We start from the raw sequence: 25,329 nt of genomic DNA, 5'->3' as shown, positions 1-25,329 counted from the left end.
GGAGCTCCGGCAACACACAGTGAGAACCAAGATGGCCAAGACAATACTTGCAGTTGATGATTCCAGTTCCCAGCGCCAGATGGTGGCCTTCAGCCTGAAGGCGGCCGGCTACGACGTGGTCGAAGCCGTGGACGGCATGGACGGCCTGGAAAAAGCCAAGCTGCAACAGGTCGACATGGTGTTGACCGACCAGAATATGCCGCGCATGGACGGCCTGGAACTGATCAAGATGCTGCGCCAGCTGCCCAGCTACGCCAAGACCCCGATCCTGATGCTGACCACGGAGTCGTCGGACGAAATGAAAAACAAGGGCCGCGCTGCCGGCGCCAATGGCTGGCTGGTCAAGCCGTTCGATCCGCAGCGGCTCAACGAGGTGGTGAAGAAAGTCATCGGCTGATCGGGCGCATGCAATGATGCTGAGCGAACTTTACGGAGTATCACCATGACCATCGATATAAGCCAGTTTTTCCAGGTCTTTTTCGATGAGGCCGAGGAACTGCTGGCACAAATGGAAAGGTTGTTGCTGGCCGTCGATATCGATGCCCCCGACGCCGAGGATCTCAACGCCATCTTCCGCACCGCCCACTCGGTCAAGGGCGGCGCCTCCACGTTCGGCGTGACCGACATGACGGAAGTGACGCACATCCTGGAGACCCTGCTCGACCGTATCCGCAAGGGCGAAATGGCGCTCACGTCCGAACACGTCGATGCCTTCCTGGCCGCCAAGGACATCCTCAAGATGCAGCTGGACGGCCATCGCCACGGCAGCGAAGTGGACCAGGACGCGGTCGGCAACATCCGCATGGTGCTGCATTCACTGACGGAAAACGTGCCGGTGGCGGCGCTGGCCCACGTGGTCGTGCCGTCGTTCGGCAGCGCCGAGGTCAAGGTGGTCGATCACAGCGGCGGCCGCCGCTACCGCCTGGAGTTGCCGGTAATGGACCACCGCGAGGTGACCGCGCTCGGCGCCGAGCTCGGTTTGATGGGGCACGTCTCCATCACGCCGCTCGACAAGGACCGCAACGCCATGGTGGTGACCACCCACGAGAGCCTCGACGATATCATCGCCATCTGCTCGTTCGTGCTCAACCCCGAAGACATGACCGTCACCGAGTTGCCGGCGCTCGACGCCGCCCAGCAGCAGCTGGAAGACGCGGCCCGCAACAAGGTCGAGAGCGAGCTCGGCTACGGCTTCTTCGACGCCGTGCCGCTGCACCCGGACAGCGCAACCGCTGTCGGCGGCGGCAGTGCCGGCGAAGGCTACGGCTTCTTCCAGCCGCTCGAAGAAATTCGCGCCAATGCCCAGGCTGCCAGCGACGACGCGCGCGGCTACGGTTTCTTCCAGCCACTGGAACAGATCCGCGCCGCTGCCGGCATCGTCAGCGACCCGGCGCAGGTGCTCGAGGACGAGAAAAAGGCCGCGAAGAAGGAAGAGAAGGAAAAAGAAAAGGCGGCCCACGGTCCGGGCGCGGAATCGTCGTCGATCCGTGTGTCGATCGAAAAAGTGGACCAGCTGATCAACCTGGTGGGCGAACTGGTGATCACGCAGGCCATGATCGAGCAGCGCGTCGATACGCTCGACCCGATGAAGCACGAGCGCCTGCTCAACAGTGTCAGCCAGCTGACCCGCAATACCCGCGATTTGCAGGAAGCGGTGATGTCGATCCGCATGATGCCGATGGACTTCGTGTTCTCGCGCTTCCCGCGCATGGTGCGCGACCTGGCCGCCAAGCTCGGCAAGAAAGTCGATTTCATCACCAACGGCGCCGCCACCGAACTCGATAAAGGCTTGATCGAACGGATCGTCGATCCGCTGACGCACCTGGTGCGCAACTCGATCGATCACGGCATCGAAATGCCGGACGTGCGCCGCGCCGCCGGCAAGAGCGATGCGGGCCGGCTGTTCCTGTCGGCGTCGCACCAGGGCGGCAACATCATCATTGAAGTGTCTGACGACGGTGGCGGCTTGAACCGTGAAAAAATCCTGGCCAAGGCCGCGCAAAACGGCTTGGCCGTGAGCGACAGCATGAGCGATGCCGAGGTGTGGCAGCTGATCTTCGCGCCCGGTTTTTCCACCGCCGAAACCGTCACCGATGTGTCGGGACGCGGCGTGGGCATGGACGTAGTCAAACGCAACATCACCGCCATGGGCGGCGTGGTCGATATCCGTTCGGCCAAGGGATTCGGTACCACGATCTCGATTTCGCTGCCGCTGACGCTGGCGATTTTGGACGGCATGTCGATCAAGGTGGGCGAGGAGGTGTACATCCTGCCGCTGGGCTTTGTGATCGAATCTCTGCAGCCGACGCCGGAAGATGTCAAGGAAATCAGCGGCAAGGGCCGCGTGATCAAGGTGCGCGGCGAGTATCTGCCGCTGGTGCCGCTGTACCAGATGTTCGATATCGTGCCGCGCTTTACCAACCCCAGCGAGGGCATCGTGGTCATCATCGAGACCGAGGGCCGCAAGGCCGGGCTGTTCATCGACGACCTGGTGGGCCAGCAGCAGGTGGTGGTCAAGAACCTGGAATCGAATTACCGCAAGGTGGCCGGCATTTCCGGCGCCACCATTTTGGGCGACGGCGGCGTCTCCCTGATTCTCGACGTTGCCGCCCTGATACGCTCGTCGCGCCAGCTGGCCGACGAACAGATTTTTTCGTAGAGAGGAATTACCATGTCCGACGCATTGACCACAGGCGCCAACGAGATCGCCGGCCACGAATACCTGGCGTTCAAGCTGGGTACCGAAGAATACGGTATCGACATTCTGAAAGTGCAGGAAATCCGTGGCTACGAGGCGGTCACCCGCATCGCCAACGCGCCCGAGTTCATCAAGGGCGTGATCAACCTGCGCGGCATCATCATCCCGGTGGTGGACATGCGCATCAAGTTCAACCTGGGCGAGCCGATCTACGACCAGTTCACCGTGGTGATCATTTTGAACATCAACGGCCGCATCGTCGGCATGGTGGTTGATTCGGTGTCCGACGTGACCACCCTGACGCCGGAGCAAGTCAAGCCGGCGCCCGAGATGGGCACGGCGTTCAGCTCCGACTACATGATCGGTCTCGGCACCATCGACGAGCGCATGCTGATTTTGGTAAATATCGACAAATTGATGTTGAGCCCCGACATGGGCTTGATGGAACAAGTGGCGGCCTAAACCCAGCCCCAAAGCGGTACGCGTCCCTGCCCGCGGCGCTCCCCACAGAGGGCGCGCCAGAAGAATACTTATCACCACCGCGTGGACGTCTCCGGTGGCGCAAACCAACGCAGCACACGGGGGAACAGAGATGAATTTACGCGATGTAACGATCGGTACGCGCCTGCGTATCGGCTTTGGGGGCATTTTGGCCATCCTGGTGGCCATGGTCTTGCTGACCAACTACCTGAACTACAACAACAGCAAACGCCTGGAAGACGGCCTCACCGTCGCCAGCGCCAAGAGCTTGCAAGCGAGCACCATGAAAAGCGCGATGCTCGAGACCGGCATCGCCATGCGCAATATCGGCCTGCAATCGGACGTCAGCCTGATGCAGAAGGAAGAGCAAAAGGTCAAGGACCAGCGCGCGCTGTACGAGAAAGCACTGAACGACCTGAAAGCGCTGGGCTTGTCCAGCGAAGAGCAGGCCGTGCTGGCCGAGATCAGCAAGCTCGACGGCCAAACCGATAGCGCCTTCAAGGAAGCGCTGGCGCAAATCCTGGCATTCAACACCGAAGGCGCGGCCAAGATCCTGTCGGGCCGCATCGACCCGCTGAACCAGCAGACGCTGGGCCAGATCAACAAGCTGGTCAACCTGCAACTGGCCAGCTCGAACGACGTGATCGGCAGTTCGGAAGGCGCCGTGCGCTCGCTGATGTACCTGCTGTTCGGCCTGGGCGCCGTGGCCGTCGCCCTGGGCGTGGTGTGCGCGGTGGTGATCACCCGCTCGATCACGGTGCCGCTGGCCGGCGCGGTGGTGGTGGCGCAGCGTGTCGCTTCCGGGGAACTGAGCTCGGAAGTGGTGGTCGTGGGCCGCGACGAAACCAGCGAACTGCTGCAAGCACTGCACGACATGAACCACAGCCTGGCCACCACGGTGGGCGAGGTGCGCGCCGGTTCCGAACTGATTACGACTGCCGCGCATGAAATTGCCGCCGGCAATGCCGACCTGTCGGCCCGTACCGAGACGCAGGCGAGCTCGCTCGAAGAAACCGCGTCGTCGATGGAAGAGCTGACTTCGACCGTCAAGCAGAACGCCGACAACGCGCGCCAGGCCAACCAGCTGGCGGTCTCGGCATCGTCGGTGGCGGAAAAGGGCGGCAACGTCGTCTCGCAAGTGGTCTCCACCATGGGCTCGATCAAGGAAAGCTCGAGCCGCATCGTGGACATCATCGGCGTGATCGACGGCATCGCCTTCCAGACCAACATCCTGGCCTTGAATGCCGCCGTGGAAGCTGCCCGTGCCGGCGAACAGGGCCGCGGCTTTGCAGTGGTGGCGTCCGAAGTGCGCAACCTGGCGCAGCGCTCCGCTGGCGCCGCGCGCGAGATCAAGGAACTGATCAGTGACTCGGTGGACAAGGTCGATGCCGGCAGCCGCCTCGTCGATGAAGCGGGGCAGACCATGGAGCTGGTGGTGACGTCGATCCGGCAAGTGGCCGACATCATGGGAGAGATCACCGCCGCCACCCAGGAACAAAGCCACGGCATCGAGGAAGTCAACCAGGCCATCACCCAGATGGACGAGATGACCCAGCAAAATGCCGCGCTGGTGGAAGAGGCGGCCGCTGCCGCCGAGAGCATGCAGGAGCAGGCCGAGATCCTGGCGCGCGCCGTCAGCATCTTCAAGCTCGCTGATAATGGTGGCCGCCGTGCCGCCTACGCTCCGGCTGCTGCACCGCGCGCCGTCCCGGTTGCCGCTGCCAGCAAGCCGGCTGCCAAACCGGCGGCCCGCCTGGCTGGCGCTGCTGCCCCCAAGCCGGCCGCCAGGCCTGCGGCGGAGGAAGCGGCCCCCAAGGCCGCACCAAAAAGCACACCGAAACCCATCGCCAAGCCCCAGGCTGACGAGTGGGAAGAGTTTTAAAGCTAGCATCAATGCAACATCAAGGACACACCATGCCGCACAGTAAAGACACCGTTAAAGAGTTCGATTTCAATGCCCGGGACTTCGAGCGTGTGCGCGGCCTCATTTATAAACGCGCCGGTATTTCGCTGGCCGACAGCAAGCAGGAAATGGTGTACAGCCGCCTGGCCCGCCGTTTGCGCGCCACCGGCATCGCCTCGTTCGCCCGTTACCTGGACGACCTCGAAGCGGGCCGCCTGGGCGAGGAGTGGGAAGCGTTCACCAATGCGCTCACCACCAACCTGACGTCGTTCTTCCGCGAGGCGCACCACTTCCCGCTGCTGGCCGATCACGTCAAGGGCAAGCGCGAGACGTTGAACATCTGGTGCTCGGCCGCGTCCACCGGCGAGGAGCCGTATTCGATCGCCATGACCGTGTGCGAAGCGTTCAATACGCTCACGCCCAACTGCCACATCATCGCCACCGACATCGACACCAATGTGCTGGCCCACGCCGCCAACGGCGTCTACACGATGGACCGGCTCGACAAGATGAGCCCGGAACGCAGCCGGCGCTTTTTCTTGAAGGGCAAGGGCGAGCGCGAAGGGCAGGCCCGCGTGCGCCAGGAATTGCGCAACATGATCACCTTCAAGCCTTTGAACCTGCTGGCCGACAGCTGGCCGGTGAGCGGCCAGTTCGACGTGATCTTCTGCCGCAACGTGATGATTTATTTTGACAAGGACACCCAGCGCAAGATCCTCTCGCGCTTCGTGCCCCTGATGAAGCCCGATGCGCTGCTGTTCGCCGGCCACTCCGAGAATTTCCTGTACGTCTCCGACGCGCTCAAGCTGCGCGGCAAGACGGTGTACGAGCTCGACGACAAACACCGGACCGCCGCCAAGGCGCCGGCCCGACCCTAGAGAGCTGCCATGGACCTCGAACAATTTGCCACGAATCTGTACTACGACCGCACCTTCGACTGCGAAGCGGCCAAGATCCTGCCGGGAGAATACTATTTCACCAACAAGGACATGCTGATCGTGACCGTGCTGGGCTCGTGCGTGTCGGCCTGCATCCGCGACCGTACCACCGGTCTTGGCGGCATGAACCACTTCATGCTGCCCGATGGCGGCGGCGACGGCAGCCCGGTGTCGGCCTCGGCGCGCTACGGTACGTACGCGATGGAAATCCTGATCAACGATTTGCTCAAGGCCGGCGCCAAGCGCGAAAACCTGGAAGCGAAAGTGTTCGGCGGCGGCGCCGTGCTGAAAGGCTTTACGGCCATCAACGTGGGCGAGCGCAATGCGGCGTTCGTGCTCAGCTTCCTCAAGACCGAGCGCATCCGCGTGGTGGCCGAGGACCTGAACGACATCCACCCGCGCAAGGTGTATTTCTTCCCGCGCACCGGCAAGGTGCTGGTGAAAAAACTGATGCAGACCCATAACGATACGCTGGTCAAGCGCGAAGTGGAATACGCGAGCCGCCTGAAGAAAGCGCCGGTGGGTGGCGAAATCGATTTGTTTTAATGTGTAGAAAGCAACCGTATGAAGATCAAAGTTCTCATCGTCGATGACTCCGCGCTGATCCGCAGTGTCATGAGCGAGATCATCAATAGTCAACCCGACATGGAGGTGGTGGCGACGGCACCCGATCCGCTGGTCGCGCGCGAATTGATCAAGCAGCACAACCCGGACGTGCTCACGCTCGACGTCGAGATGCCGAAAATGGACGGCCTCGACTTCCTGGAAAAGCTGATGCGCCTGCGGCCGATGCCAGTCGTGATGGTGTCGTCGCTGACCGAGCGCGGCTCCGAGATCACCATGCGCGCGCTGGAACTGGGCGCGGTCGATTTCGTCACCAAGCCGAAAATCTCGATCCAGGCTGGCATGCGCGAATACACCGACCTCATCTCCGACAAGATCCGCGCTGCCGCCAAGGCCCGCGTGCGCGCCCGCACCTTGCCGCAACCGGGCGCCGCTGCACAGGGCAGCACGCCGTTGTCGGCGCTGCGCAATCCGCTGTTGTCGTCGGAAAAGCTGATTATCGTCGGCGCTTCCACCGGCGGCACCGAGGCAATCCGTGAATTCCTGATGCAGATGCCGTCGGACTGCCCCGGCATCCTGATCACCCAGCACATGCCCGAAGGCTTTACCCGCTCGTTCGCCAAGCGGCTCGACTCGCTGTGCAAGATCTCGGTGCAGGAAGCGCAGGGCAACGAACGCGTGCTGCCCGGCCACGCCTACATTGCGCCCGGCCACTCGCACCTGTACCTGACCCGCAGTGGCGCCAACTACATGACCAGGATCGACCAGGCCGAGCCGGTCAATCGCCACCGGCCGTCGGTGGACGTCTTGTTCCGCTCGGCAGCGCAGGCGGCCGGCAAAAACGCGGTGGGCGTGATCCTGACCGGCATGGGCAAGGATGGCGCAGCCGGCATGCTGGAGATGAAGAATGCCGGAGCGTATAATTTCGCCCAGGACGAGGCCAGTTGCGTGGTGTTCGGCATGCCGCGCGAAGCGATCGCGATCGGCGCTGCGCACGAGGTAGGCGCCCTGACGGCGCTGCCCGGCATGGTGCTGGGTTACCTGGCGCAGCACGGCATGCGCGCATTGCGGGTGTAAAAGGCGTAATTGTGGTTGCAGTGACGTTTTACTGCGACTTTGTTCGCCTTGGAGCAACGAAAATGCTATCCTACAACTTGCTTGGAGTTTGTAGGCAATATTAACAACCGCGTAAAGAAACAACGGAGTAATTCATGGCTGATCCAAAGATGAAATTTTTAGTTGTTGACGATTTTTCGACGATGCGTCGCATCGTCCGAAATCTGTTAAAAGAACTGGGTTATGCCAATGTCGATGAGGCGGAAGACGGCGTCATGGCGCTGGCCAAGCTGCGCGCCGAGTCGTTCGACTTCGTCGTCTCGGACTGGAACATGCCAAACATGGACGGCCTGACGATGTTGCAAAACATTCGTGCCGACCCCGCACTGGCCAAGCTGCCGGTACTGATGGTGACTGCCGAAGCCAAGAAGGAAAACATCATCGCTGCCGCGCAAGCTGGCGCCAATGGTTACGTGGTCAAGCCGTTCACCGCCGCCACCCTGGACGAAAAGCTGAACAAGATTTTCGAAAAGCTGGGCGCGTAATACCTTAGTGGTCGGGCCTGGCCCGGCTACGCTCGACAGCCTGCCCACGGACGGCCATGCACCACACTCATTTCCTGGTTCGCGAGCCGTTGCTCGACCCGCAGCAGCGGGTGGTCGGGTATGAGTTGACCTGGAAGCAGCCTGTGCAGGCCAGCGGCGTTTCTGCTGCGCCGGTCGTTGCCCTCGAGTCCCTGCTGAACTTTGTCGCCAGCCACGTGATCGGTGGCGAAGACGGCGAGACCTGGCTCCTGCTCGATAAAATCCTGTTCCTCGAAGCCGTGCCCGAGATGCTCTCGGCCGATGCGCTGCATCGCATGCCGCCCGCGCGCACGGTGCTCTCCTTGCCCGCCGCCACGCTGGCCAATCCCGATACCTTGCAAGCCGTGCACGCGCTGCGCGCCGGTGGCGTGGGCATCTTGCTGCGCAACTTTGCCCGCGCCCCGGCCGGACTGCGCCTGGCCTCGCTGGCCTCGTTCGTGGAAGTACGCTTCAGTGGCGCCAACGTGGCCACCCAGGCGCGCGCGTATGCGGCGCTCAAGCAGTCGGGACTGACCATGGTGGCGCGCCCGGTCAGCAACTGGGCCGACTTCGACGCCTGCGCCGCACTGGGCCTGAATGCCTTTGTCGGCAAGCTGCACCTGACACCGCGTCCGGGCAACACCGCACGGGGCCTCAATCCGGCCCAGGCCATCATCCTGCAACTGATGCAGATGGTCAAAGAAAACGCCGACCTGGCCCAGATTGAAGCTGCACTCAAGCGCGACCCCACGCTGTCGTACAAGCTGCTGCGGTTTATCAATTCAGCCGGCTTCGGCGCCGGGCGCGAGGTGCAGTCGATGCGCCAGGCCCTGACCTTGCTCGGCTATTCGCCGCTGCATCGCTGGTTGACGTTATTGCTGGCAACGGCCAGTACCACCGGTTACTCGCCGGTGCTGCTGGAAACCGCCGTGGTGCGCGGCCGCCTGGCCGAACTGCTGGCGCGCGACACGCTGGGCAAGAGCGAGGCCGAACAGGTCTTCGTGGCAGGCATGTTCTCGCTGCTGGACCGCTTGCTGGGGATGACGATGGCGGAAGTGCTGGAGACCATCCAGCTGCCCGAGGGGGTAGTGGAAGCGTTGCTGACCCGCAGCGGGCGCTACGGGCCGTACCTGGCGCTGGCCGAGGCGTGCGAGCTGAACTCGGACCTGGTGGCAGCGCTGGCGATCGCGCTCAAGCTGCACCCGGAGGAAATCAACCAGGCCCATTTGCAGGCGCTGGCATGGGCGCAGCAGATGGCGGTCTGAGACCGCCATCTGCAGGATTAAATTTCCAGGTTGTCGATCAGTCGGGTAGTGCCCAGCTTGGCTGCCGCCAGCACCACCAGCGGCGCGCCTTGCGCCAGGTCGCCCGCCGACGGCGGCTGCAAATCGATGCGTTTGCGGATCGACACATAATCGGGCTGCCAGCCGCGCTGCGCCAGGTTTTCCATCGCCTTGTGCTCGACCTGGAATACGTCCAGGTGGCCGGCGCGAATTTCTTCGGCCACGAAGTTCAGCGTCTGGTACAGCGCCGGCGCCTCGGCCCGCTCGTTTTCCGACAAATACATATTGCGCGACGACAGCGCCAGGCCGTCTTCGGCGCGATAGGTTTCGGCGCCGATGATCTCGGTCGGCAGCGCGAACTGGCGGCTCATATTACGCACCATCATCAGCTGCTGGTAATCCTTCTTGCCGAACACGGCCACCTTGGGCTGCACGCACGAGAACAGTTTCAGCACGATGGTGGTGACGCCGGTGAAGAAGCCGGGGCGGAACTCGCCTTCGAGCGTATTGCCCAGGTCGGCCGGTGGATTGACGCGGAATTCCTGTGGCTCCGGGTACAAATCCTTTTCGGTCGGCGCGAACAGCACATAGACGCCTTCCTTCTCCAGTTTTTCCACGTCGGCCTGGAAAGTGCGCGGATACTTGTCGAAGTCTTCGTTGGGGCCGAACTGCAGGCGGTTGACGAAGATGGACGCGACCACTGGATCGCCATGCTTGCGCGCCAGGCGCATCAGGGACAGGTGGCCCTCGTGCAGATTGCCCATGGTGGGAACAAAGGCGGTACGCAGTTGACCGCTGAGCTGGTCGCGCAATTCTTCAATGGTGGTGATGATTTTCATGGGTCATTTCGGTAAACAATTCAGGCCGGCGCATACGCCAGCCGGACATAGATCGGTGCGAACGGTTCGGCCTGGGTGATCTCGATCAGCGTCTCCTTGGCCAGCTCGAGCAGGGCGACGAAGTTGACCACCACGACCGGCACGCCGCCGGCCACGTCGAACAGGTCCGCGAACTCGACAAAGCGGGTCGATTGCAGCCGGCGCAGGATGCCCGTCATGTGCTCGCGCACGGACAGTTCTTCGCGGCTGATCTTGTGGTGTTGCGTGAGCCGCGCGCGCTTCATCACGTCGAGCCAGGCTTGCTGCAAATCCAGTGGCGCCACGTCGGGCAGCACGGTCACCAGGCTTTGCTCGATATGAATCTGGGTGCGCACGAAGTCGCGGTCGAGCTGCGGCAGCGTATTGAGATCGTAGGCGGCCAGCTTGATCTGCTCGTAGTCGAGCAGGCGCCGCACCAGTTCCGCGCGCGGATCGTCCGCTTCGATGTCGAGGTCGGTCTGTCGCTGCGGTAGCAGCATGCGCGACTTGATTTCGATCAGCATGGCCGCCATCAGCAGGTACTCGGCCGCCAGTTCCAGGTTGGACTTGCGGATCTGGTCCACGTACTTCAGGTATTGCAGCGTGAGCTGCGCCATCGGTATGTCGAGGATATTGAAATTCTGCTTGCGAATCAGGTACAACAGCAAGTCCAGCGGGCCTTCGAATGCATCGAGAAATACCTCGAGCGCATCGGGCGGAATGTACAGGTCATTGGGCAGCGTGAGCAGAGGTTCGCCGTACAGGCGCGCAAAACCGGACACATCGGCCGTTAGGGCCGCTGTGCCTGCCTCAGCCGCCGTGGCCGGTGCTGGTTCCGCTGCTGATTCTGGCAACATGCCTGCCGCCTTGAAGCGATCAGAGCTTGTTCTGGTAGACGTAGGCTTGCTGCTTGACGGCCGACTTCAGCTGGCGCTCCTGCTCGTCGAGCGAGATCGGCGGACGGTCCCACAGCAGGGCGCGGCCCTGTTGCTGACCAGCTTCGATCGCCGGATTCTTCGCTTTCAACTCTTTGATGAACAGCGTGTGGTCGGATTCGTACATCGAATGTTGTTTAGAGAGTTTCATATCGTCCGTATGAGTGGATTAGCAATGGCTATTTTACCGCGCCACAGCGTCCCGGGGCGAATTTGATTACCGGCGCTGCGATCATTGGCGCCTGAATGCAAAAAGCCGCGCCGGTTGCCCGGGGCGGCTTTGCAAGACCGGGATGCCGCGGTTTAGCGCACCATTGGACGGACATTCGGAAGGGCGCAATCGGCTTTTGCCAGGCGATTGTCGTGCTTGCCTGCGTGGGCAGCGGTTTGTGCTGGCGGCGTGGCGACGGCAGCGTCAACGCAGTTCACATCCTTGGTGTACTGGGCGCTGGCCATTTTGGCGTCCTGGCGGGTCTGGTAGCGTTGTTGCGGATCGGTCTGGGTGGCCGCGTGGCTCGGCAGGGTCGGGTGCAGTTCACCGGTGGTGGACGCGGCTTGCAGCGAGGTGGTGCTGATCGGCGCGGCTTCCTGCGGACTCAGCTGGTTCGGCGTCAGCGCCGAATTTTGCGCAAAGACGCTGGCGGTCATGCACAGGGTGGCGATCAGGGCGGTCACTTTGGCGGTAGTCTTGGTGTTCATGTCAGCTCCTCTTGTTGCATTGAATGAGGCTTGATTATTTCATTCGATAGCAAGTTCAGCCGTAGGACACACGCTCATGCCCGCGTCGGACGGCAGGGCGCCGGGTTGCCATCCTGGTCCCATTGCGTGATACCGCCCCTGTCGCACTTGCTGGCGCGACAGGAGCGGTCAAGGATTACCCGAGCAACCCTGGCTTATGGGCAAATCCCCACCTTGTAGTATGCCTCGGCAGTCTGCGCCAGGGTGCTGCGGAAGAACAGGCTCGACAGCCCCATCAGGTCGTTCGAACCGTTGGCGTAGGCCAGGCCGAACTTGTTGGTGGCGCGGCCTGCCTGCACGTGGGCGTAGTTGCTGGCGGTGACCGTGGTGCAGGTCCAGCCGCCGTTGCCGGCGCTGGTGGTGACCGTCAACGGCGCCGACTGCGCGCTTTCGCCGCCGTTGCCTACCGACGTCACCGTGATGGTATAGCTGGTGTTGGCAGTGAGGGCGCCGACGGTGTAGCTGGTGCCGGCGACCGGTGACGACGTCACGCGCGAGCCATTCACGTACACGTTGTAGCCGGTGGCGGCGCCGGCAGCGTTCCAGGTCAGCGCCACGGTGGTGTCGGTGACGGCGCCGGCGGCGATGCCGGTGGGGGGCGTTAGCGCCGGCTCGCTACCGACCGAGAACTGCGTGATATTGCAGGCAGCCGACGTGCGGTTGGCGGTGTCGGTGGCGGTCACGGTGCCGCTGTAGTTGCCGGCAGCCAGGTTGTAGGTCTTGTTGAAGTTGGCGCCGCTGCCCGCTGTGCTGTCGTTGACGGCAGTGGGGCCGCTCAGCACGACCGTGTAGTTGCTGACGTTGCCGGTGGCCGCGCCGCTGACGCTGGCGCTGGTGGTGCTGATGGCGGCAGCCGAGCACGCTGTCATTTCCGGTCCGGTACTTTCACCGACGCGCAGGTTGTTCTTGTACCAGAAATCCATCACGAACGCCGGGTAGTTGACCTTGGTATTGTCCACGAAGTTGACGTTCTGCCCGCCTTTGCCGGCCGGCCACGAGTGGCCCATGCCGGCCACCGTGATTTCGTGGGTACGCACCTTGCCGTTGCTGTCGCGGTAGGGGATGTTGGTGCCGCCACCAGCAACGGTTTCCGCTGGCGCTGGCGTAAACGAGCCGCCGTAGATCTTGCGCATCGCCTCGGTGGCAAGCGGTCCGTAGGCCTGGCCGACCGTGTAGTCGAACGTGCCCCAGATGGCGCCGGCGATCTGCGTGCTGAACTTGCTGGCGGCACTGCCGGCCATCGCCTTGCAGCGCGATGCCGCAGTGTCGGACGTGTAGCCGCTGGGGACGCTGCCGATCTGCAGCGTGGTGGTGCCCGGTGTGGGACCGGCGTTGATGCCCATGCCGGCAAACACGTCCGGCGCCAGGCAACCCATCACCATGGTCTGGCCACCGCCCGACGACAGGCCGGTCACGTACACCTGGTTCGGATCGATCGCGTACTGCGGATCCTTGACGAAGCGGTCCACCAGGTCGAGCAGCACCTTGTCGTGGCCGCCGCTAGTACGGCTGTGGCTGGTGTTCGCATAGTCCCAGCAATGGTTGTAGTACACATTGCCGGTCGCGTTAGGCGCCAGGATCACGGCGCCATACTGGTCGCCCATGGCAGCCCAGTTGTAGCCGCCATCGGTTCCGTTGATGACGTCGCCGGCAGCGGTTTGTTTGCAGCCGTGCAGGACCAGCACCAGTGCGCGCTTGCCACCGATCTTGGGTTCGCTTGCTGGCCAGTAGAAGAAGCCGGTGAGGTTGCCGCCGTTGGCAGTGTCGGCAGCCCAGGTTTGTTGCGCGCTCCACTTGCCGGGACCTGGTGTTGCGCTCCATGAGGGCCAGGCCCAGCATAGAAGGATACAGACGAGCGCGTGCCACAGCGTGCGCTGGAGGTGGTGAGTCATGATGGTCTCCGTTATAAAAAGAATGGTGTGCTAACCCAGCCAAAAGATGAATGGCTGAGGAAATATTAGTCCACGAAAATTTTCATACAAGCTCCCCCGTAGTTCTACTGTTGCGTGCGCGATTGGCGCAGCTCAACAAATTGCTGTAAAGGAGAAATTGAAAGCGAGCCTTATGGCATAAGGCGGCCTGAGCAGTTGGCGCATCTGTGGGACCATCATTTGGCGCCGGATAGGTCTGGCTGGGACAGACGTTTAGGTTTTGCTGCAGAGTGCGCTTGGATCGCAAGTCGGCATCTCAATTTCGGGTTGACTCTACCTTTGGAGTGGAGTCGCCGAGCAGTATTTCACAAGCGCTTGTTGAAATAAGTAGGAGGGTTACTCGTCCGCGAGTGGGAACGGTTCCTACCCGATTACTAGCCAGTGCTACCACGCGAGCGCGCGGCGCATCACCAGTGGCGGCGGTTCGAGCGGGTTGGCGTGCGAGTATTCGAGTTCCTCGGCCAGCGCGAATTCGTACGACGCATAAAAATCGACGAGCTTGCGCTGGTCGGCGCGCACCGCCAGGCGCACTTCGTCCACGCCGCAGGCCAGGCCATGGTGGATCACCGCTTCGAGCAGGTGCTGCGACAGGTTGTGGCCCCGCCACGCGGGCAGCACGCCCATGCGGCACACCTCCCAGGTGCGGCTGCCGCCATCGAGCGGCAGCCAGCGCACGGAGCCTACCGGTTCATCATCGACCAATAAGACAAAACCGCCGCCATCGCGCAGGTGGTCTGCAACGATGACGGCGGTTTCGCGGTGGCCGCTGGAAGTGACGCTGACCTTGCCAGCCCACGCCGCGCGCGTGAGCGCGGCGATGAGCTGACTGTCTTCATGGGTCGCTTCGCGGACGACGATCTTCCTGGGAGGCCGATTCATGATGCCCAGAGCGAGGCGCAGCGCCGCAGACAGTGCGCCGGCACGGCAAGGCGCTGCAACGAAGCCGAGAGCATCATGTTCATGATGCCCAGAGCGAGGCGCAGCGCCGCAGACAGTGCGCCGGCACGGCAAGGCGCTGCAACGAAGCTAAGGGCATCATGAGCGGCTTCCTAGCGGATGCGCATGCCGGGTTGTGCGCCAGGCCATGGGTTGAGGATATAGATGCCAGGGTTGGCTTTTTCATCCTTGGCCGATCCTGCCAGCACCATGCCTTCGGAGACGCCGAACTTCATCTTGCGCGGCGCCAGGTTGGCCACCATGACGGTCAGCTTGCCCACCAGGTCTTCCGGCTGGTACATCGACTTGATGCCCGAGAAGACGTTGCGCAGGCGGCCTTCGCCCACGTCGAGCGTAAGGCGCAGCAGCTTGTCGGAACCGTCCACGTGTTCGCAGTTGACGATCTTCGCCACGCGCAGGTCGATCTTGACGAAATCGTCGATCGAGATTTGCGGCGCCAGTTCTTCCACGCCTTCGGGCATTGGCACCACTAGCGCGGCCACGGCAGGCGCGGCCTGCTTGGCGGGCTTGGCCGGTTTTTCAGCCGGCGCGGCTGCGGCTTGCTGATTAGGCGCGTCGAACAGATCCTCGATCATCTTGGCATCGACGCGCGTCATCAGGTGCGTGTAGGCGCCGATGGTGCGGCCAAGCAGCGCTTGCGAGACAGCGCCGCTGGCGACATCGGTGTCGGCCCACACCAGCTGGCCGTCATTCAGGAACTTGGCCACGTTGGCGGCCACGCCAGGCAGCACCGGCGAGAGCAGGATGGTCAGTTGGCGGAACAGGATCAGCGCCGCCGTGCAGACGTCGTGCAGTTCGGCCAGTTTGGCGTCGTCCTTGGCCAGGATCCACGGCTTGTTTTCGTCGACGTACTGGTTGGTGATGTCGGCGATTTCCATGATTTCGCGCAGCGCCTTGCCGTACTCGCGGGCGTCGAAGTTGGCGGCGATATTGGCCTGGCGCTCCACGCCGTCAAGCGTGACCAGCGCGCGCTTGATCCACTCCTGTGCACCGGGCGACAGCGTGTCGGCCAGCTTGCCGTCGAATTTCTTGGCGATGAAACCGGCGCAGCGGCTGGCGATGTTGACGAACTTGCCGATCAAATCGCTGTTCACGCGGGCGACGAAATCGTCACCGGTGAAGTCCAGGTCTTCGACCTTGGAGTTGAGCTTGAACGCGATGTAGTAGCGCAGCCATTCCGGGTTCATGCCGAGGTTCAGGTAGCGCAGCGGCGAGATGCCGGTGCCGCGCGACTTCGACATTTTTTCGTTGTTGACGGTCAGGTGGCCGTGCACATTGACCTTGAGCTTGTCGATCACCGGGTGGCCGGCGAACTTCAGCATCGCGGGCCAGAACAGCAGGTGGAACGACACGATGTCCTTGCCGATAAAGTGGATCTGTTCGGTGGCCGGATCGTTGAGCAGCTCGTTGAAGTCGATGCCCTGCTTGTCGCAGTAGTTTTTCAGGCTGGCCAGGTAGCCCACCGGCGCGTCGAGCCAGACGTAGAAGAATTTACCGGGTGCGTCGGGGATCGGAATGCCGAAGTACGGCGCATCGCGCGAGATGTCCCAGTCGGCCAGCTTTTCGCCGGACTCGCCCAGCCATTCGCTGACCTTGTTGACCATCTCCGGCTGCAAACGGCCGGGCGTGTTGAGCCAGTCCTTGAGGAACTGGTAGCAGCGCGGGTCGGACAGCTTGAAGAAGTACTGTTCCGAATCCTTGAGCACCGGGGTGGCGTTGGTAAACACCGAGAACGGGTTGATCAGTTCGGTAGGCTGGTAGGCCGCGCCGCACACTTCGCAGTTGTCGCCGTATTGATCCTTGGCGTGGCAGGTCGGGCACTCCCCCTTGATGTTGCGGTCGGCCAGGAACATGCCTTTGACCGGGTCGTAGAAGCGCGGCACGATCTTGGTCTGGATCAGACCAGCTTCGCGCAGCTTGCGGTAGATGCCTTGCGACAGTTCGACGTTTTCCGGCGAGTCGGTCGAGTACCAGTTATCGAACGCGATGTGGAAGCCGTCGAGGTACTGGGCGCGGCCGGCGGCGATCTTGGCCACGAATTCCTGCGGCGTGATGCCTTCCTTTTCAGCGGCGATCATGATCGGCGTGCCGTGCGTGTCGTCGGCGCCCACGAAGTGGACCACGCGCGGGGTGCTGTTTTCACCTTCGCCGTCGCGCTGCATTCGCTGGAACCGTACCCAGATGTCGGCCTGGATGTACTCCATCATGTGGCCAATATGGAAAGCGGCGTTTGCGTAGGGCAGGGCAGTGGTGACGAACAGCTTGCGGGTCATGGTTGATGCACTTTGTGGGTGGAAAAGAAGCATTTTAACAGCGGTTCGGGTTGGCGGTCATCCCGCCGGACGGCCGGCCGGGGATTTTTGCCGCGATGCGCTAGAATGGGCGCATATTTCACGGAGAGCCTCATGAGTATCACAGTAGACGCAGTCAAAGCCGCCCTGTCGCAAGTTATTGACCCAAATACAACGAAAGATTTCGTTAGCGGCAAGGCCGTGAAAAATCTTAAAGTTGACAATGGCGACATTTCGCTCGACATCGAGCTCGGCTACCCCGCCAAAAGCCAGGTCGACAGCATCCGCCGCAACGTTATCGCCGCGCTGAAGGCCTTGCCTGGCGCCGGCAATATCAGCGTCGGTGTGAGCTCGAAGATCATTCCCCACAGCGTGCAGCGCGGCCTCAAGCTCATGCCCAATGTGAAAAACATCATTGCCGTCGCGTCGGGCAAGGGCGGCGTCGGTAAATCGACCACCGCCGTCAACCTGGCGCTGGCGCTTGCTGCCGAAGGCGCGTCGGTCGGCCTGCTCGACGCCGATATTTATGGTCCGTCGCAGCCGATGATGCTGGGCGTGTCCGGCCGCCCGCAAACGGTCGACGGCAAGTCGATGGAGCCGATGGAAAACCACGGCGTGCAAGTGTCGTCGATCGGTTTCCTGATCGACCCGGACGAGCCGATGGTCTGGCGCGGCCCGATGGTCACGCAGGCGTTGCAGCAACTGCTGGAACAAACCAACTGGCGCGACCTCGACTACCTGATCGTCGATATGCCGCCCGGTACCGGCGACATCCAGTTGACGTTATCGCAAAAAGTGCCGGTCACCGGTGCCGTGATCGTCACTACGCCGCAGGACATCGCGCTGCTCGACGCCCGCAAGGGCCTGAAAATGTTCGAAAAGGTCGGCATTCCGATCCTGGGCATCGTGGAAAACATGAGCACCCATATCTGCTCGAACTGCGGCCACGCCGAAGAGATTTTCGGCGCCGGCGGCGGCGAAAAGATGTGCAAGGACTTCAACGTGGACTTCCTCGGCGCGCTGCCGCTGACCATGTCGATCCGCGAGCAGGCCGATTCCGGCAAGCCGACCGTGGTGGCCGATCCCGATGGCCCGGTCGCGGCGATCTATAAAGACATCGCCCGCAAGATCGCGGTGCAGGTGGCGGAGAAGGCCAAGGACATGACCAGCAAGTTCCCGAGTATCGTTATCAAGAACGATTAAATCGTTGGCGTTTGATCCGTCATCCCCGCCTTCGCGGGGATGACGGACCTGCGGCTGGGTGTAACCTGTTTTTACCACGGCCATGCAACGCCGTTCCCGACACCCGCTTCCAGCGCCGCAGCAAATAAGCACTCCCCCAGCACCAGGTCCTGCAACGCCAGCCCTGTCATATCGAACACCGTGACGTCGTTCTCCGCGCGCGTAAATGCGCCGCCGGTCAAAACGTCCCCCAGCTCCACGCATTCAATATCCGCCGCCCACTGCATCTCGCCCAGCGCCAGCGCTTGCGCGCGATCGTCGGCCACCACGCGCGATCGTTCCAGCAAGCCCTCGGGCAGTTCGCGCTTGCCGCGCGTATCGGCGCCCACGCAGGTGAAGTGCGTGCCCGGCCGCACTGCATCAATATTAAATAGCGCACCGCCGCCTGGCGTGGCCGTGATGACCACGTCGCTGTCGGCCACCGCTATGTCTGCGTCTGGCGCGTGGCGTATGCTGCACATGTCGGACACGCTGCCCATGTTGCTCACGTTGGACGCGTCGCCAACGCCGCGCATGTTGCGCTGGTCGGCCAGGGCAGCCTCGAACCGCGCGTCCGGCTTGCCATCGCGCGACACGTAACGCACCGACGCCAGCGCGGGCAGGGCGCGCATGGCGGCCGCCACCTGGGCGCGGGCCTGCACGCCGGTGCCGAACACGGTCAGGCGGGTGCTGTCGGCGCGCGCCAGCAGCAGCGTCCCCAGTTCGGCGGCGGCGGCCGTGCGCGCGGTGGTGATGGCGTTGCCGTCCATCAGGCACATCGGCCGGCCGGTGGCGGGATCGAACAGCATCACCGTGGCCTGGTGCGGTTCGCCACCGTGCAGCCGGTTGGCGGGCCAGAAGCCGGCCGCCTTGAAGCCCAGCAGGCGGCGCGCCGCCACGTCGCCGGACTTGATACCGAATACGCCGTCCGCCAACTGTTCCCGCACCACCGGGAACACCCTCCCTTCGCGCCGGCTGTGCAGGGTAAAGGCGTCGCGCACGGCGTGCAGGGCGAGGTCGGCGGTGAGCAGGGCGGCGATGGCATCGCGATCGAGCAGCAGCAATTGGGCGGTGTCGCGCATGATGGTTCCTGGTTGTCGATAGTATTTGGAATTTTATCTAAAAATGGATAAACTGTCTTAAAAACCGACGAGGAGTGTACATGGAACTGAACCTGGAAACCCCGGCACTGCTGCTGGACGAAGCGCGCATGCAGCACAATATGGCGCGCATGCAGGAGCGCATGAATGTTCTTGGTGTGGCATTCCGCCCGCACGTCAAAACCAGTAAGTGCCTGGAAGTAGCCAGGCGCCAGTTGGCGCTCGGTGCGCGCGGCATCACGGTGTCCACCTTGAAAGAGGCCGAGCAGTTTTTCGCGGCGGGTGTGGACGACATCCTGTACGCGGTGGCCATCGTGCCGAACAAGCTCGATCACGCACTGCGGCTGGTGCGCGCCGGGCTGCGCCTGACGATGCTGGTGGAATCGAGCGCCATGGCTGCCGAGGTGGCGCGCCACGGACGGGAACATGGCGTGTGTTACGACGTGCTGATCGAAGTCGATACCGACGGCCACCGCTCCGGCATCGCCCCTGCCGACCCGCTGCTGCTCGACGTGGCGGCTGCCCTGACCGGCGGCGCACGCTTGAAGGGTGTGATGACCCATGCCGGCAGTTCCTACGATTTGCACACGCCCGAGGCCCTGGCCGCCATGGCCGAGCAGGAGCGCAGCCGCTGTGTCGATGCGGCCGAACGGCTGCGCGCGGCCGGCCATGCGTGCGAAGTGGTCAGCGTCGGCTCCACGCCCACCGCGCTGTCGGCCCGCCACCTCGATGGCGTGACGGAGGTGAGGGCGGGCGTGTACGTGTTTTTCGACCTGGTGATGGCTGGCGTGGGCGTGTGCGAAACTGGCGATATCGCCTTGTCCGTCCTGTGCACGGTGATCGGCCACCGCCCGCTTGATGGCTGGATCATTACCGACGCCGGCTGGATGGCCATGAGCCGCGACCGCGGCACCCAAAAGCAGGTGCGCGATTATGGCTACGGCATGGTGTGCGATGCCGATGGCAACGCCATCGCCGAACTGGCATTCAACCAGGCCAACCAGGAGCACGGCGTGTTGCAATGGACCGGTGACATCGTCGATCTGGCGGCGCGGTACCCGGTGGGCAGCAGCCTGCGCATCGTGCCCAATCACGCCTGCGCCACCGGCGCCCAGCACCCCTTCTATTATGTATTGCCACAGGAGGGCGGTGTGCCGCGCAAATGGGAGCGTTTCAGCGGCTGGTGACGGAACCGCGTATCAAGGCTGTAAAATAGCGGTCTTTCTACCTCAGCTTTATTGATCCCGATGACCAACGCACCAGCCAAACCAGTCCGTACCCGTTTCGCCCCCAGCCCGACCGGCTATCTCCACCTGGGCGGCGCCCGCACGGCGCTGTACTCGTGGGCCTTCGCCCGCCACTTCGGCGGCACCTTTGTGCTGCGTATCGAAGACACCGACCTGGAGCGCTCCACGCCGGAAGCGGTGCAAGCCATCATCGAAGGCATGGAGTGGCTGGGCCTGGCCCACGACGAAGGCCCGTTCTACCAGATGCAGCGCATGGACCGCTACCGCGAAGTGCTGGCGCAGATGCTGGAAGCCGGCACCGCCTACCAGTGCTATTCGTCGCCCGAAGAAGTGGAAGCGATGCGCGAACGCATGCGCGCCGCCGGTGAAAAGCCGCGCTACGACGGCACCTGGCGCCCGGAGCCGGGCAAGACCCTGCCGGCCATTCCCGCAGGCCGCAAGCCGGTGTTGCGTTTTAAAAATCCGCTCGATGGCGAAGTGACCTGGAACGACTTCGTCAAAGGTTCGATCACCATCGGTAACAAGGAACTGGACGACCTGGTGATCGCCCGCCCGGACGGCACGCCGACGTACAACTTCTGCGTGGCCATCGACGACCTCGACATGGAAATCAGCCACGTGCTGCGTGGCGACGACCATGTTAACAATACGCCGCGCCAGATCAACATCCTGCGCGCCATCGGCGCGCCGCTGCCGGAATACGGCCACCTGCCGATGATCCTCGGTTCGGATGGCGCCAAGATGTCCAAGCGCAAGGACGCCGTCAACGTGATGGACTACCCGGCGCAAGGCTATCTGCCGGAAGCGATCCTCAATTACCTGGCGCGCCTGGGCTGGAGCCACGGCGACGAAGAGGTGTTCTCGATGGCGCAGATGATCGAATGGTTCGACGGCAGCCACCTGTCGAATTCGGCCGCGCAGTTCAATATCGAAAAGCTGAACTGGCTGAACAACCACTATATCAAGCAGGCCGACAACGAACGCCTGGCCGACCTGGCCCGCCCGCGCATGCTGGACAACGGCGCCGAGTTCGACGGCGCGCCGGCGCTGGGGGTGGTGCTGGGCCTGATGAAGGAACGCACCAACACCGTCAACGAACTGGCCGACGCATCGATGCTGTTCTTCCGCACGCCGCAGCCCGACGCTGCGCTGCTGACCCAGCACGTGACCGATGCCGTGAAGCCGGCGCTGGCGCAGTTTGCCGAGCGCTGCCAGACGGTGGAGTGGAACAAGGCCGCGCTGGCTGCCATGATCAAGGAAGTGCTGGCTGCGAACGGTTTGAAGATGCCGCAGATGGCCATGCCGCTGCGCCTGTTCCTGACCGGCCAGTTGCAGACGCCGGCGATCGACGCGGTGCTGGAAATCTTCGGTCGCGAGACCGTTGTGGCGCGCGTGGCGAAGTTCCTTTAATTATTAGTTGATTGCAGGGGCAAAGTTGCAAAAGGGTATTTGCATAATACGGAGCCTCTGCTATACTCTTGTCTCTCGCGCAAACGGGGGTATAGCTCAGCTGGGAGAGCGCTTGCATGGCATGCAAGAGGTCAGCGGTTCGATCCCGCTTACCTCCACCAGGTTTGCAGAGATGATGTAGTAAAAGCAGTGCCGTAGTTCCAAGGTCCCCATCGTCTAGAGGCCTAGGACATCACCCTTTCACGGTGAGTACGGGGGTTCGAATCCCCCTGGGGACGCCAGCTTCGCCAGAGCTGGTAGCAGTAAGAAGTGAATTGTTTTTGCGCCCGGGGGGTATAGCTCAGCTGGGAGAGCGCTTGCATGGCATGCAAGAGGTCAGCGGTTCGATCCCGCTTACCTCCACCAACAGCGCAAAGGCAGATGTAGTAAATGGTTTATATTGTTTTACCGTAGTGCCAAGGTCCCCATCGTCTAGAGGCCTAGGACATCACCCTTTCACGGTGAGTACGGGGGTTCGAATCCCCCTGGGGACGCCAGCTTGTTTGTGCTGGCAGTAGTAAAAAAGTAGATGTACGACAGAAGACTTTCTGCGCCCGGGGGGTATAGCTCAGCTGGGAGAGCGCTTGCATGGCATGCAAGAGGTCAGCGGTTCGATCCCGCTTACCTCCACCACTGCGTAGAGAGCACAGACACTGTCCCCATCGTCTAGAGGCCTAGGACATCACCCTTTCACGGTGAGTACGGGGGTTCGAATCCCCCTGGGGACGCCAGGTAGCAGTACAGCAAAGCCGCTCATCGAGCGGCTTTTTGCTATGCGTGTTATTTTGGTGAAACCAAAAAAATCCTGTGAAAACAACGGTTTTGGTTGCGTTGATGGCGGTACACTGCTATGATTCGCGCCTTGGAAATGTCCCCATCGTCTAGAGGCCTAGGACATCACCCTTTCACGGTGAGTACGGGGGTTCGAATCCCCCTGGGGACGCCAGATATTTCCAATTTGTAATGCCAGGTCAGTACGACAGATTTCTGTCTCCATCGTCTAGAGGCCTAGGACATCACCCTTTCACGGTGAGTACCGGGGTTCGAATCCCCGTGGAGACGCCAGACAGCAACAGGAAAAAGCCGCCTCGTGCGGCTTTTTTTCATTCCGCCTTTTTTATTCGCTACCATGACCCTGCGCCTCGACCTGTTTTGCCGCGTTATCGACAACTATGGCGACATCGGCATCTGCTGGCGCCTGGCCTGCCAACTGCATGCCGAGCACGGCATCGCGGTGCGCTTGTGGGTGGACGACCTGGTCAGCTTCCGCCACCTGCGCCCCGAAGTCGATATTACGGCTGAAAACCAGGTGGTGCAGGGCGTGGCCGTGCGCCACTGGCGCGACCAGGACGGCGTGTACACGGTGGACGACGTGGCCGATATCGTCATCGAATTTTTCGCCGTCGATCTGCCGCCCGCTTACGTGGCCGCGATGGCGCAGTGCACGCCGCGCCCGGTGTGGTTCAACCTCGAAGGGTTGACGGCGGAAGAATGGGTGGAAGGTTGCCACCGCCTGACGTCGCCGCATCCGCAACTGCCGTTGACCAAGCACTTTTTCTTCCCCGGTTTTACGGAAAAAACCGGCGGTCTGCCGCGCGAAGCGGCGCTGTTCGATGAGCGGCGCGCGTTCCTGCAAGATCCGGCAACGGCGACCGAATTTTTGCAGTCGCTCGGCGCCATGCCGGCCGAGCTGGCAGCTACGCGCGTGTCGCTGTTCTGCTACCCGATTGCCCCGGTGGCGCCGCTGTTCGATGCGTGGCGCGACGGTGCTGACGCCATCACCTGTTTCGTGCCCGAAGGCGTGGCGACCCAGGCGGTACAAGACTTTCTTGGAATCGACGCGGTTGCCGGCGCGGCCGCTACTCAGGGCAATCTGACGGTGCGCGTGCTGCCGTTCGTGCCGCAGCCGGACTACGACAAGCTGCTGTGGGCGTGCGATGTGAACCTGGTGCGCGGCGAGGATTCCTGGGTGCGCGCGCAGTGGGCGGGCAAGCCGTTCGTGTGGCATATCTACGCGCAAGACGACAATTTGCACCACAAGAAATTGCGCGCCTTTTTGCAGCGGTACGCGGTGGGGCTCGAAGCCATGAAGGCGTTTTCGCTGGCGTGGAACGGCGTTCACCTCGGCGCCGACTGGCCTGCGCTGTGGCGCGACCTGCGTGCCGAGGCGCCGCAGATCGCCGCGCGCGCGGTGGCATGGGAGCAGCAGGTGGCCGCACACGGCGACCTGGCCGCCAACCTGCTGGCTTTCGCGCAGTCGATCAGAGGTGCTTAAGCCACGGCCAAGATAGGCTGCGCCAGAAAACCCGGGTATAATGCCGGGTTAATCTCTAGAACATTTTTTACCCTGATCAATCGTGAGCTGATGGCCTTGCGCCCGGCGCAGATGATTTTTACGCAACTTAAATTTTTAAGTAAATTACTATGAAACCAGCAAAAGAAATTCGTGTCGGCAACATCATCATGGTCGATGCCAAGCCATTCATCGTGCTGCGCTCGGACGTCAACGGTTCGAGCCGCACCGGCTTCACCTACAAATGGAAGATGAAAAATCTTCTGACCAACAGCCCGCTGGAAAACGTGTTCCGCGGCGACGACAAGTTCGACGTCGTGGTTCTGGACAAAAAGCCAGTGACCTACTCGTACTTCGCCGACCCGCTGTACGTCTTCATGGACGCTGACTACGAACAGTACGAAATCGAAGAAGAAAACCTGGGCGACGCACTGAACTACCTGAAAGACGGTATGGAATGCGAAGCAGTTTTCTACGATGGCAAAGCCATCTCGGTCGAACTGCCAACCACCATCCAGCGTCAGATCGTGTACTCGGAGCCTGCAGTCAAGGGCAACACCTCGGGTAACGTACTGAAAGAAGCGCGCATCGAAAACGCCATCGAATCGAAGCAGTTCACGGTTCAAGTGCCACTGTTCGTGAGCCAGGACGACGTCATCGAAATCGACACCCGTACCAACGAATACAAAAAAATCGTTCGCAACTAATTGAGCAATCAAGCGCGAGCAATCGAGTAATCGAACGATCGTCAGAAAAACGCCCTCCGGGGCGTTTTTTTTTCGCCTGTACCGATAAGGCTTTGCTATATTAATGCAGCGCAGCAAA

General features: G+C 62.1%; 22 protein-coding genes and 8 tRNA genes. 22 read left to right on the top strand and 8 right to left on the bottom strand.

The window, feature by feature from the left end; genetic code table 11:
* Positions 1–31 precede the first annotated feature (31 nt).
* The 9 genes from SR858_RS17215 to SR858_RS17175 all read left to right on the top strand — a co-directional run bounded on the left by SR858_RS17215 (position 32) and on the right by SR858_RS17175 (position 9,467).
* Complete coding sequence (locus SR858_RS17215) at positions 32–397, top strand: response regulator (RefSeq protein ID WP_026636984.1); 366 nt, start codon at positions 32–34, stop codon at positions 395–397.
* Positions 398–442: 45 nt separating this feature from the next.
* Positions 443–2,659 (top strand): chemotaxis protein CheA, encoded by a 2,217-nt coding sequence (cheA, locus tag SR858_RS17210; protein ID WP_019920224.1) that lies wholly within the window; start codon positions 443–445, stop codon positions 2,657–2,659.
* Between the two features lie 12 nt (positions 2,660–2,671).
* Positions 2,672–3,160 carry a chemotaxis protein CheW gene (locus SR858_RS17205; RefSeq protein WP_019920223.1) on the top strand — a complete coding sequence of 163 codons (489 nt, stop codon included), beginning with the start codon at positions 2,672–2,674 and terminating at the stop codon, positions 3,158–3,160.
* A 130-nt stretch (positions 3,161–3,290) separates the two neighbouring features.
* Entirely contained in the window at positions 3,291–5,060 is a 1,770-nt protein-coding gene (locus tag SR858_RS17200; RefSeq protein ID WP_019920222.1) for a methyl-accepting chemotaxis protein, read from the top strand.
* A gap of 32 nt (positions 5,061–5,092) precedes the next feature.
* The gene (locus SR858_RS17195) at positions 5,093–5,959 is read left to right on the top strand and encodes a CheR family methyltransferase (protein WP_019920221.1); all 867 of its coding nucleotides are present in this window, start codon (positions 5,093–5,095) and stop codon (positions 5,957–5,959) included.
* Between the two features lie 9 nt (positions 5,960–5,968).
* Positions 5,969–6,565: a chemoreceptor glutamine deamidase CheD gene (gene cheD, locus SR858_RS17190; RefSeq protein ID WP_019920220.1), complete on the top strand. Its 597-nt coding sequence runs from the start codon at positions 5,969–5,971 to the stop codon at positions 6,563–6,565.
* Positions 6,566–6,583: 18 nt separating this feature from the next.
* Positions 6,584–7,660, top strand: coding sequence for a protein-glutamate methylesterase/protein-glutamine glutaminase (locus SR858_RS17185; RefSeq protein ID WP_019920219.1), 1,077 nt, complete (start codon positions 6,584–6,586; stop codon positions 7,658–7,660).
* Positions 7,661–7,794: 134 nt separating this feature from the next.
* Positions 7,795–8,184, top strand: a complete 390-nt coding sequence (gene cheY / locus SR858_RS17180; RefSeq protein ID WP_008450066.1) for a chemotaxis response regulator CheY — start codon at positions 7,795–7,797, stop codon at positions 8,182–8,184.
* A 56-nt stretch (positions 8,185–8,240) separates the two neighbouring features.
* Entirely contained in the window at positions 8,241–9,467 is a 1,227-nt protein-coding gene (locus tag SR858_RS17175) for an EAL and HDOD domain-containing protein (protein ID WP_026636983.1), read from the top strand.
* Between the two features lie 17 nt (positions 9,468–9,484).
* On the opposite strand, the gene panC is transcribed toward SR858_RS17175, so the two are convergent.
* From panC to metG, 7 genes are all read right to left on the bottom strand, one after another.
* Positions 9,485–10,324: a pantoate--beta-alanine ligase gene (panC, locus tag SR858_RS17170; RefSeq protein ID WP_019920216.1), complete on the bottom strand. Its 840-nt coding sequence runs from the start codon at positions 10,322–10,324 to the stop codon at positions 9,485–9,487.
* Between the two features lie 20 nt (positions 10,325–10,344).
* Complete coding sequence (locus SR858_RS17165; RefSeq protein WP_051120254.1) at positions 10,345–11,199, bottom strand: segregation and condensation protein A; 855 nt, start codon at positions 11,197–11,199, stop codon at positions 10,345–10,347.
* A gap of 19 nt (positions 11,200–11,218) precedes the next feature.
* On the bottom strand, positions 11,219–11,428 hold the full coding sequence (locus SR858_RS17160) for a DUF3460 family protein (protein ID WP_026636982.1): 210 nt from the start codon (positions 11,426–11,428) through the stop codon (positions 11,219–11,221).
* A gap of 152 nt (positions 11,429–11,580) precedes the next feature.
* Positions 11,581–11,976 (bottom strand): hypothetical protein, encoded by a 396-nt coding sequence (locus tag SR858_RS17155; RefSeq protein WP_019920213.1) that lies wholly within the window; start codon positions 11,974–11,976, stop codon positions 11,581–11,583.
* A gap of 194 nt (positions 11,977–12,170) precedes the next feature.
* Positions 12,171–13,907, bottom strand: coding sequence for an extracellular catalytic domain type 1 short-chain-length polyhydroxyalkanoate depolymerase (locus tag SR858_RS17150; RefSeq protein ID WP_019920212.1), 1,737 nt, complete (start codon positions 13,905–13,907; stop codon positions 12,171–12,173).
* Between the two features lie 423 nt (positions 13,908–14,330).
* Positions 14,331–14,825 (bottom strand): GNAT family N-acetyltransferase, encoded by a 495-nt coding sequence (locus SR858_RS17145; RefSeq protein WP_019920211.1) that lies wholly within the window; start codon positions 14,823–14,825, stop codon positions 14,331–14,333.
* Between the two features lie 170 nt (positions 14,826–14,995).
* The gene (gene metG, locus SR858_RS17140; RefSeq protein WP_019920210.1) at positions 14,996–17,176 is read right to left on the bottom strand and encodes a methionine--tRNA ligase; all 2,181 of its coding nucleotides are present in this window, start codon (positions 17,174–17,176) and stop codon (positions 14,996–14,998) included.
* A gap of 132 nt (positions 17,177–17,308) precedes the next feature.
* Between metG and apbC the strand changes: the two genes are divergently transcribed.
* Positions 17,309–18,397 carry an iron-sulfur cluster carrier protein ApbC gene (gene apbC / locus SR858_RS17135; protein ID WP_019920209.1) on the top strand — a complete coding sequence of 363 codons (1,089 nt, stop codon included), beginning with the start codon at positions 17,309–17,311 and terminating at the stop codon, positions 18,395–18,397.
* Between the two features lie 71 nt (positions 18,398–18,468).
* On the opposite strand, the gene SR858_RS17130 is transcribed toward apbC, so the two are convergent.
* Positions 18,469–19,497 carry an ornithine cyclodeaminase family protein gene (locus SR858_RS17130; protein ID WP_019920208.1) on the bottom strand — a complete coding sequence of 343 codons (1,029 nt, stop codon included), beginning with the start codon at positions 19,495–19,497 and terminating at the stop codon, positions 18,469–18,471.
* A gap of 80 nt (positions 19,498–19,577) precedes the next feature.
* Here SR858_RS17130 and SR858_RS17125 point away from each other — a divergent pair, with 80 nt between their 5' ends.
* The 12 genes from SR858_RS17125 (at position 19,578) to SR858_RS17070 (ending at position 25,211) form a co-directional block, all read left to right on the top strand.
* Positions 19,578–20,702, top strand: coding sequence for an alanine racemase (locus SR858_RS17125; RefSeq protein ID WP_019920207.1), 1,125 nt, complete (start codon positions 19,578–19,580; stop codon positions 20,700–20,702).
* A 60-nt stretch (positions 20,703–20,762) separates the two neighbouring features.
* The gene (gltX, locus tag SR858_RS17120) at positions 20,763–22,172 is read left to right on the top strand and encodes a glutamate--tRNA ligase (RefSeq protein ID WP_019920206.1); all 1,410 of its coding nucleotides are present in this window, start codon (positions 20,763–20,765) and stop codon (positions 22,170–22,172) included.
* An 85-nt stretch (positions 22,173–22,257) separates the two neighbouring features.
* A tRNA-Ala gene (locus SR858_RS17115) sits at positions 22,258–22,333 on the top strand.
* A 44-nt stretch (positions 22,334–22,377) separates the two neighbouring features.
* Positions 22,378–22,453 (top strand) — tRNA-Glu (locus SR858_RS17110).
* Positions 22,454–22,501: 48 nt separating this feature from the next.
* Positions 22,502–22,577 (top strand) — tRNA-Ala (locus tag SR858_RS17105).
* 55 nt (positions 22,578–22,632) lie between these two features.
* Positions 22,633–22,708: transfer RNA gene (locus SR858_RS17100), tRNA-Glu, on the top strand.
* A 60-nt stretch (positions 22,709–22,768) separates the two neighbouring features.
* Positions 22,769–22,844 (top strand) — tRNA-Ala (locus tag SR858_RS17095).
* Between the two features lie 22 nt (positions 22,845–22,866).
* A tRNA-Glu gene (locus SR858_RS17090) sits at positions 22,867–22,942 on the top strand.
* 139 nt (positions 22,943–23,081) lie between these two features.
* Positions 23,082–23,157: transfer RNA gene (locus SR858_RS17085), tRNA-Glu, on the top strand.
* A gap of 43 nt (positions 23,158–23,200) precedes the next feature.
* Positions 23,201–23,276: transfer RNA gene (locus tag SR858_RS17080), tRNA-Glu, on the top strand.
* Between the two features lie 64 nt (positions 23,277–23,340).
* Complete coding sequence (earP, locus tag SR858_RS17075; RefSeq protein WP_026636981.1) at positions 23,341–24,486, top strand: elongation factor P maturation arginine rhamnosyltransferase EarP; 1,146 nt, start codon at positions 23,341–23,343, stop codon at positions 24,484–24,486.
* A gap of 149 nt (positions 24,487–24,635) precedes the next feature.
* On the top strand, positions 24,636–25,211 hold the full coding sequence (locus SR858_RS17070) for an elongation factor P (protein ID WP_019920204.1): 576 nt from the start codon (positions 24,636–24,638) through the stop codon (positions 25,209–25,211).
* The last annotated feature ends 118 nt before the right edge of the window (positions 25,212–25,329 follow it).

Source organism: Duganella zoogloeoides (assembly GCF_034479515.1).
Lineage (GTDB): Bacteria > Pseudomonadota > Gammaproteobacteria > Burkholderiales > Burkholderiaceae_D > Rugamonas > Rugamonas zoogloeoides.
This window is presented reverse-complemented; position numbering and strand designations above follow the sequence as displayed.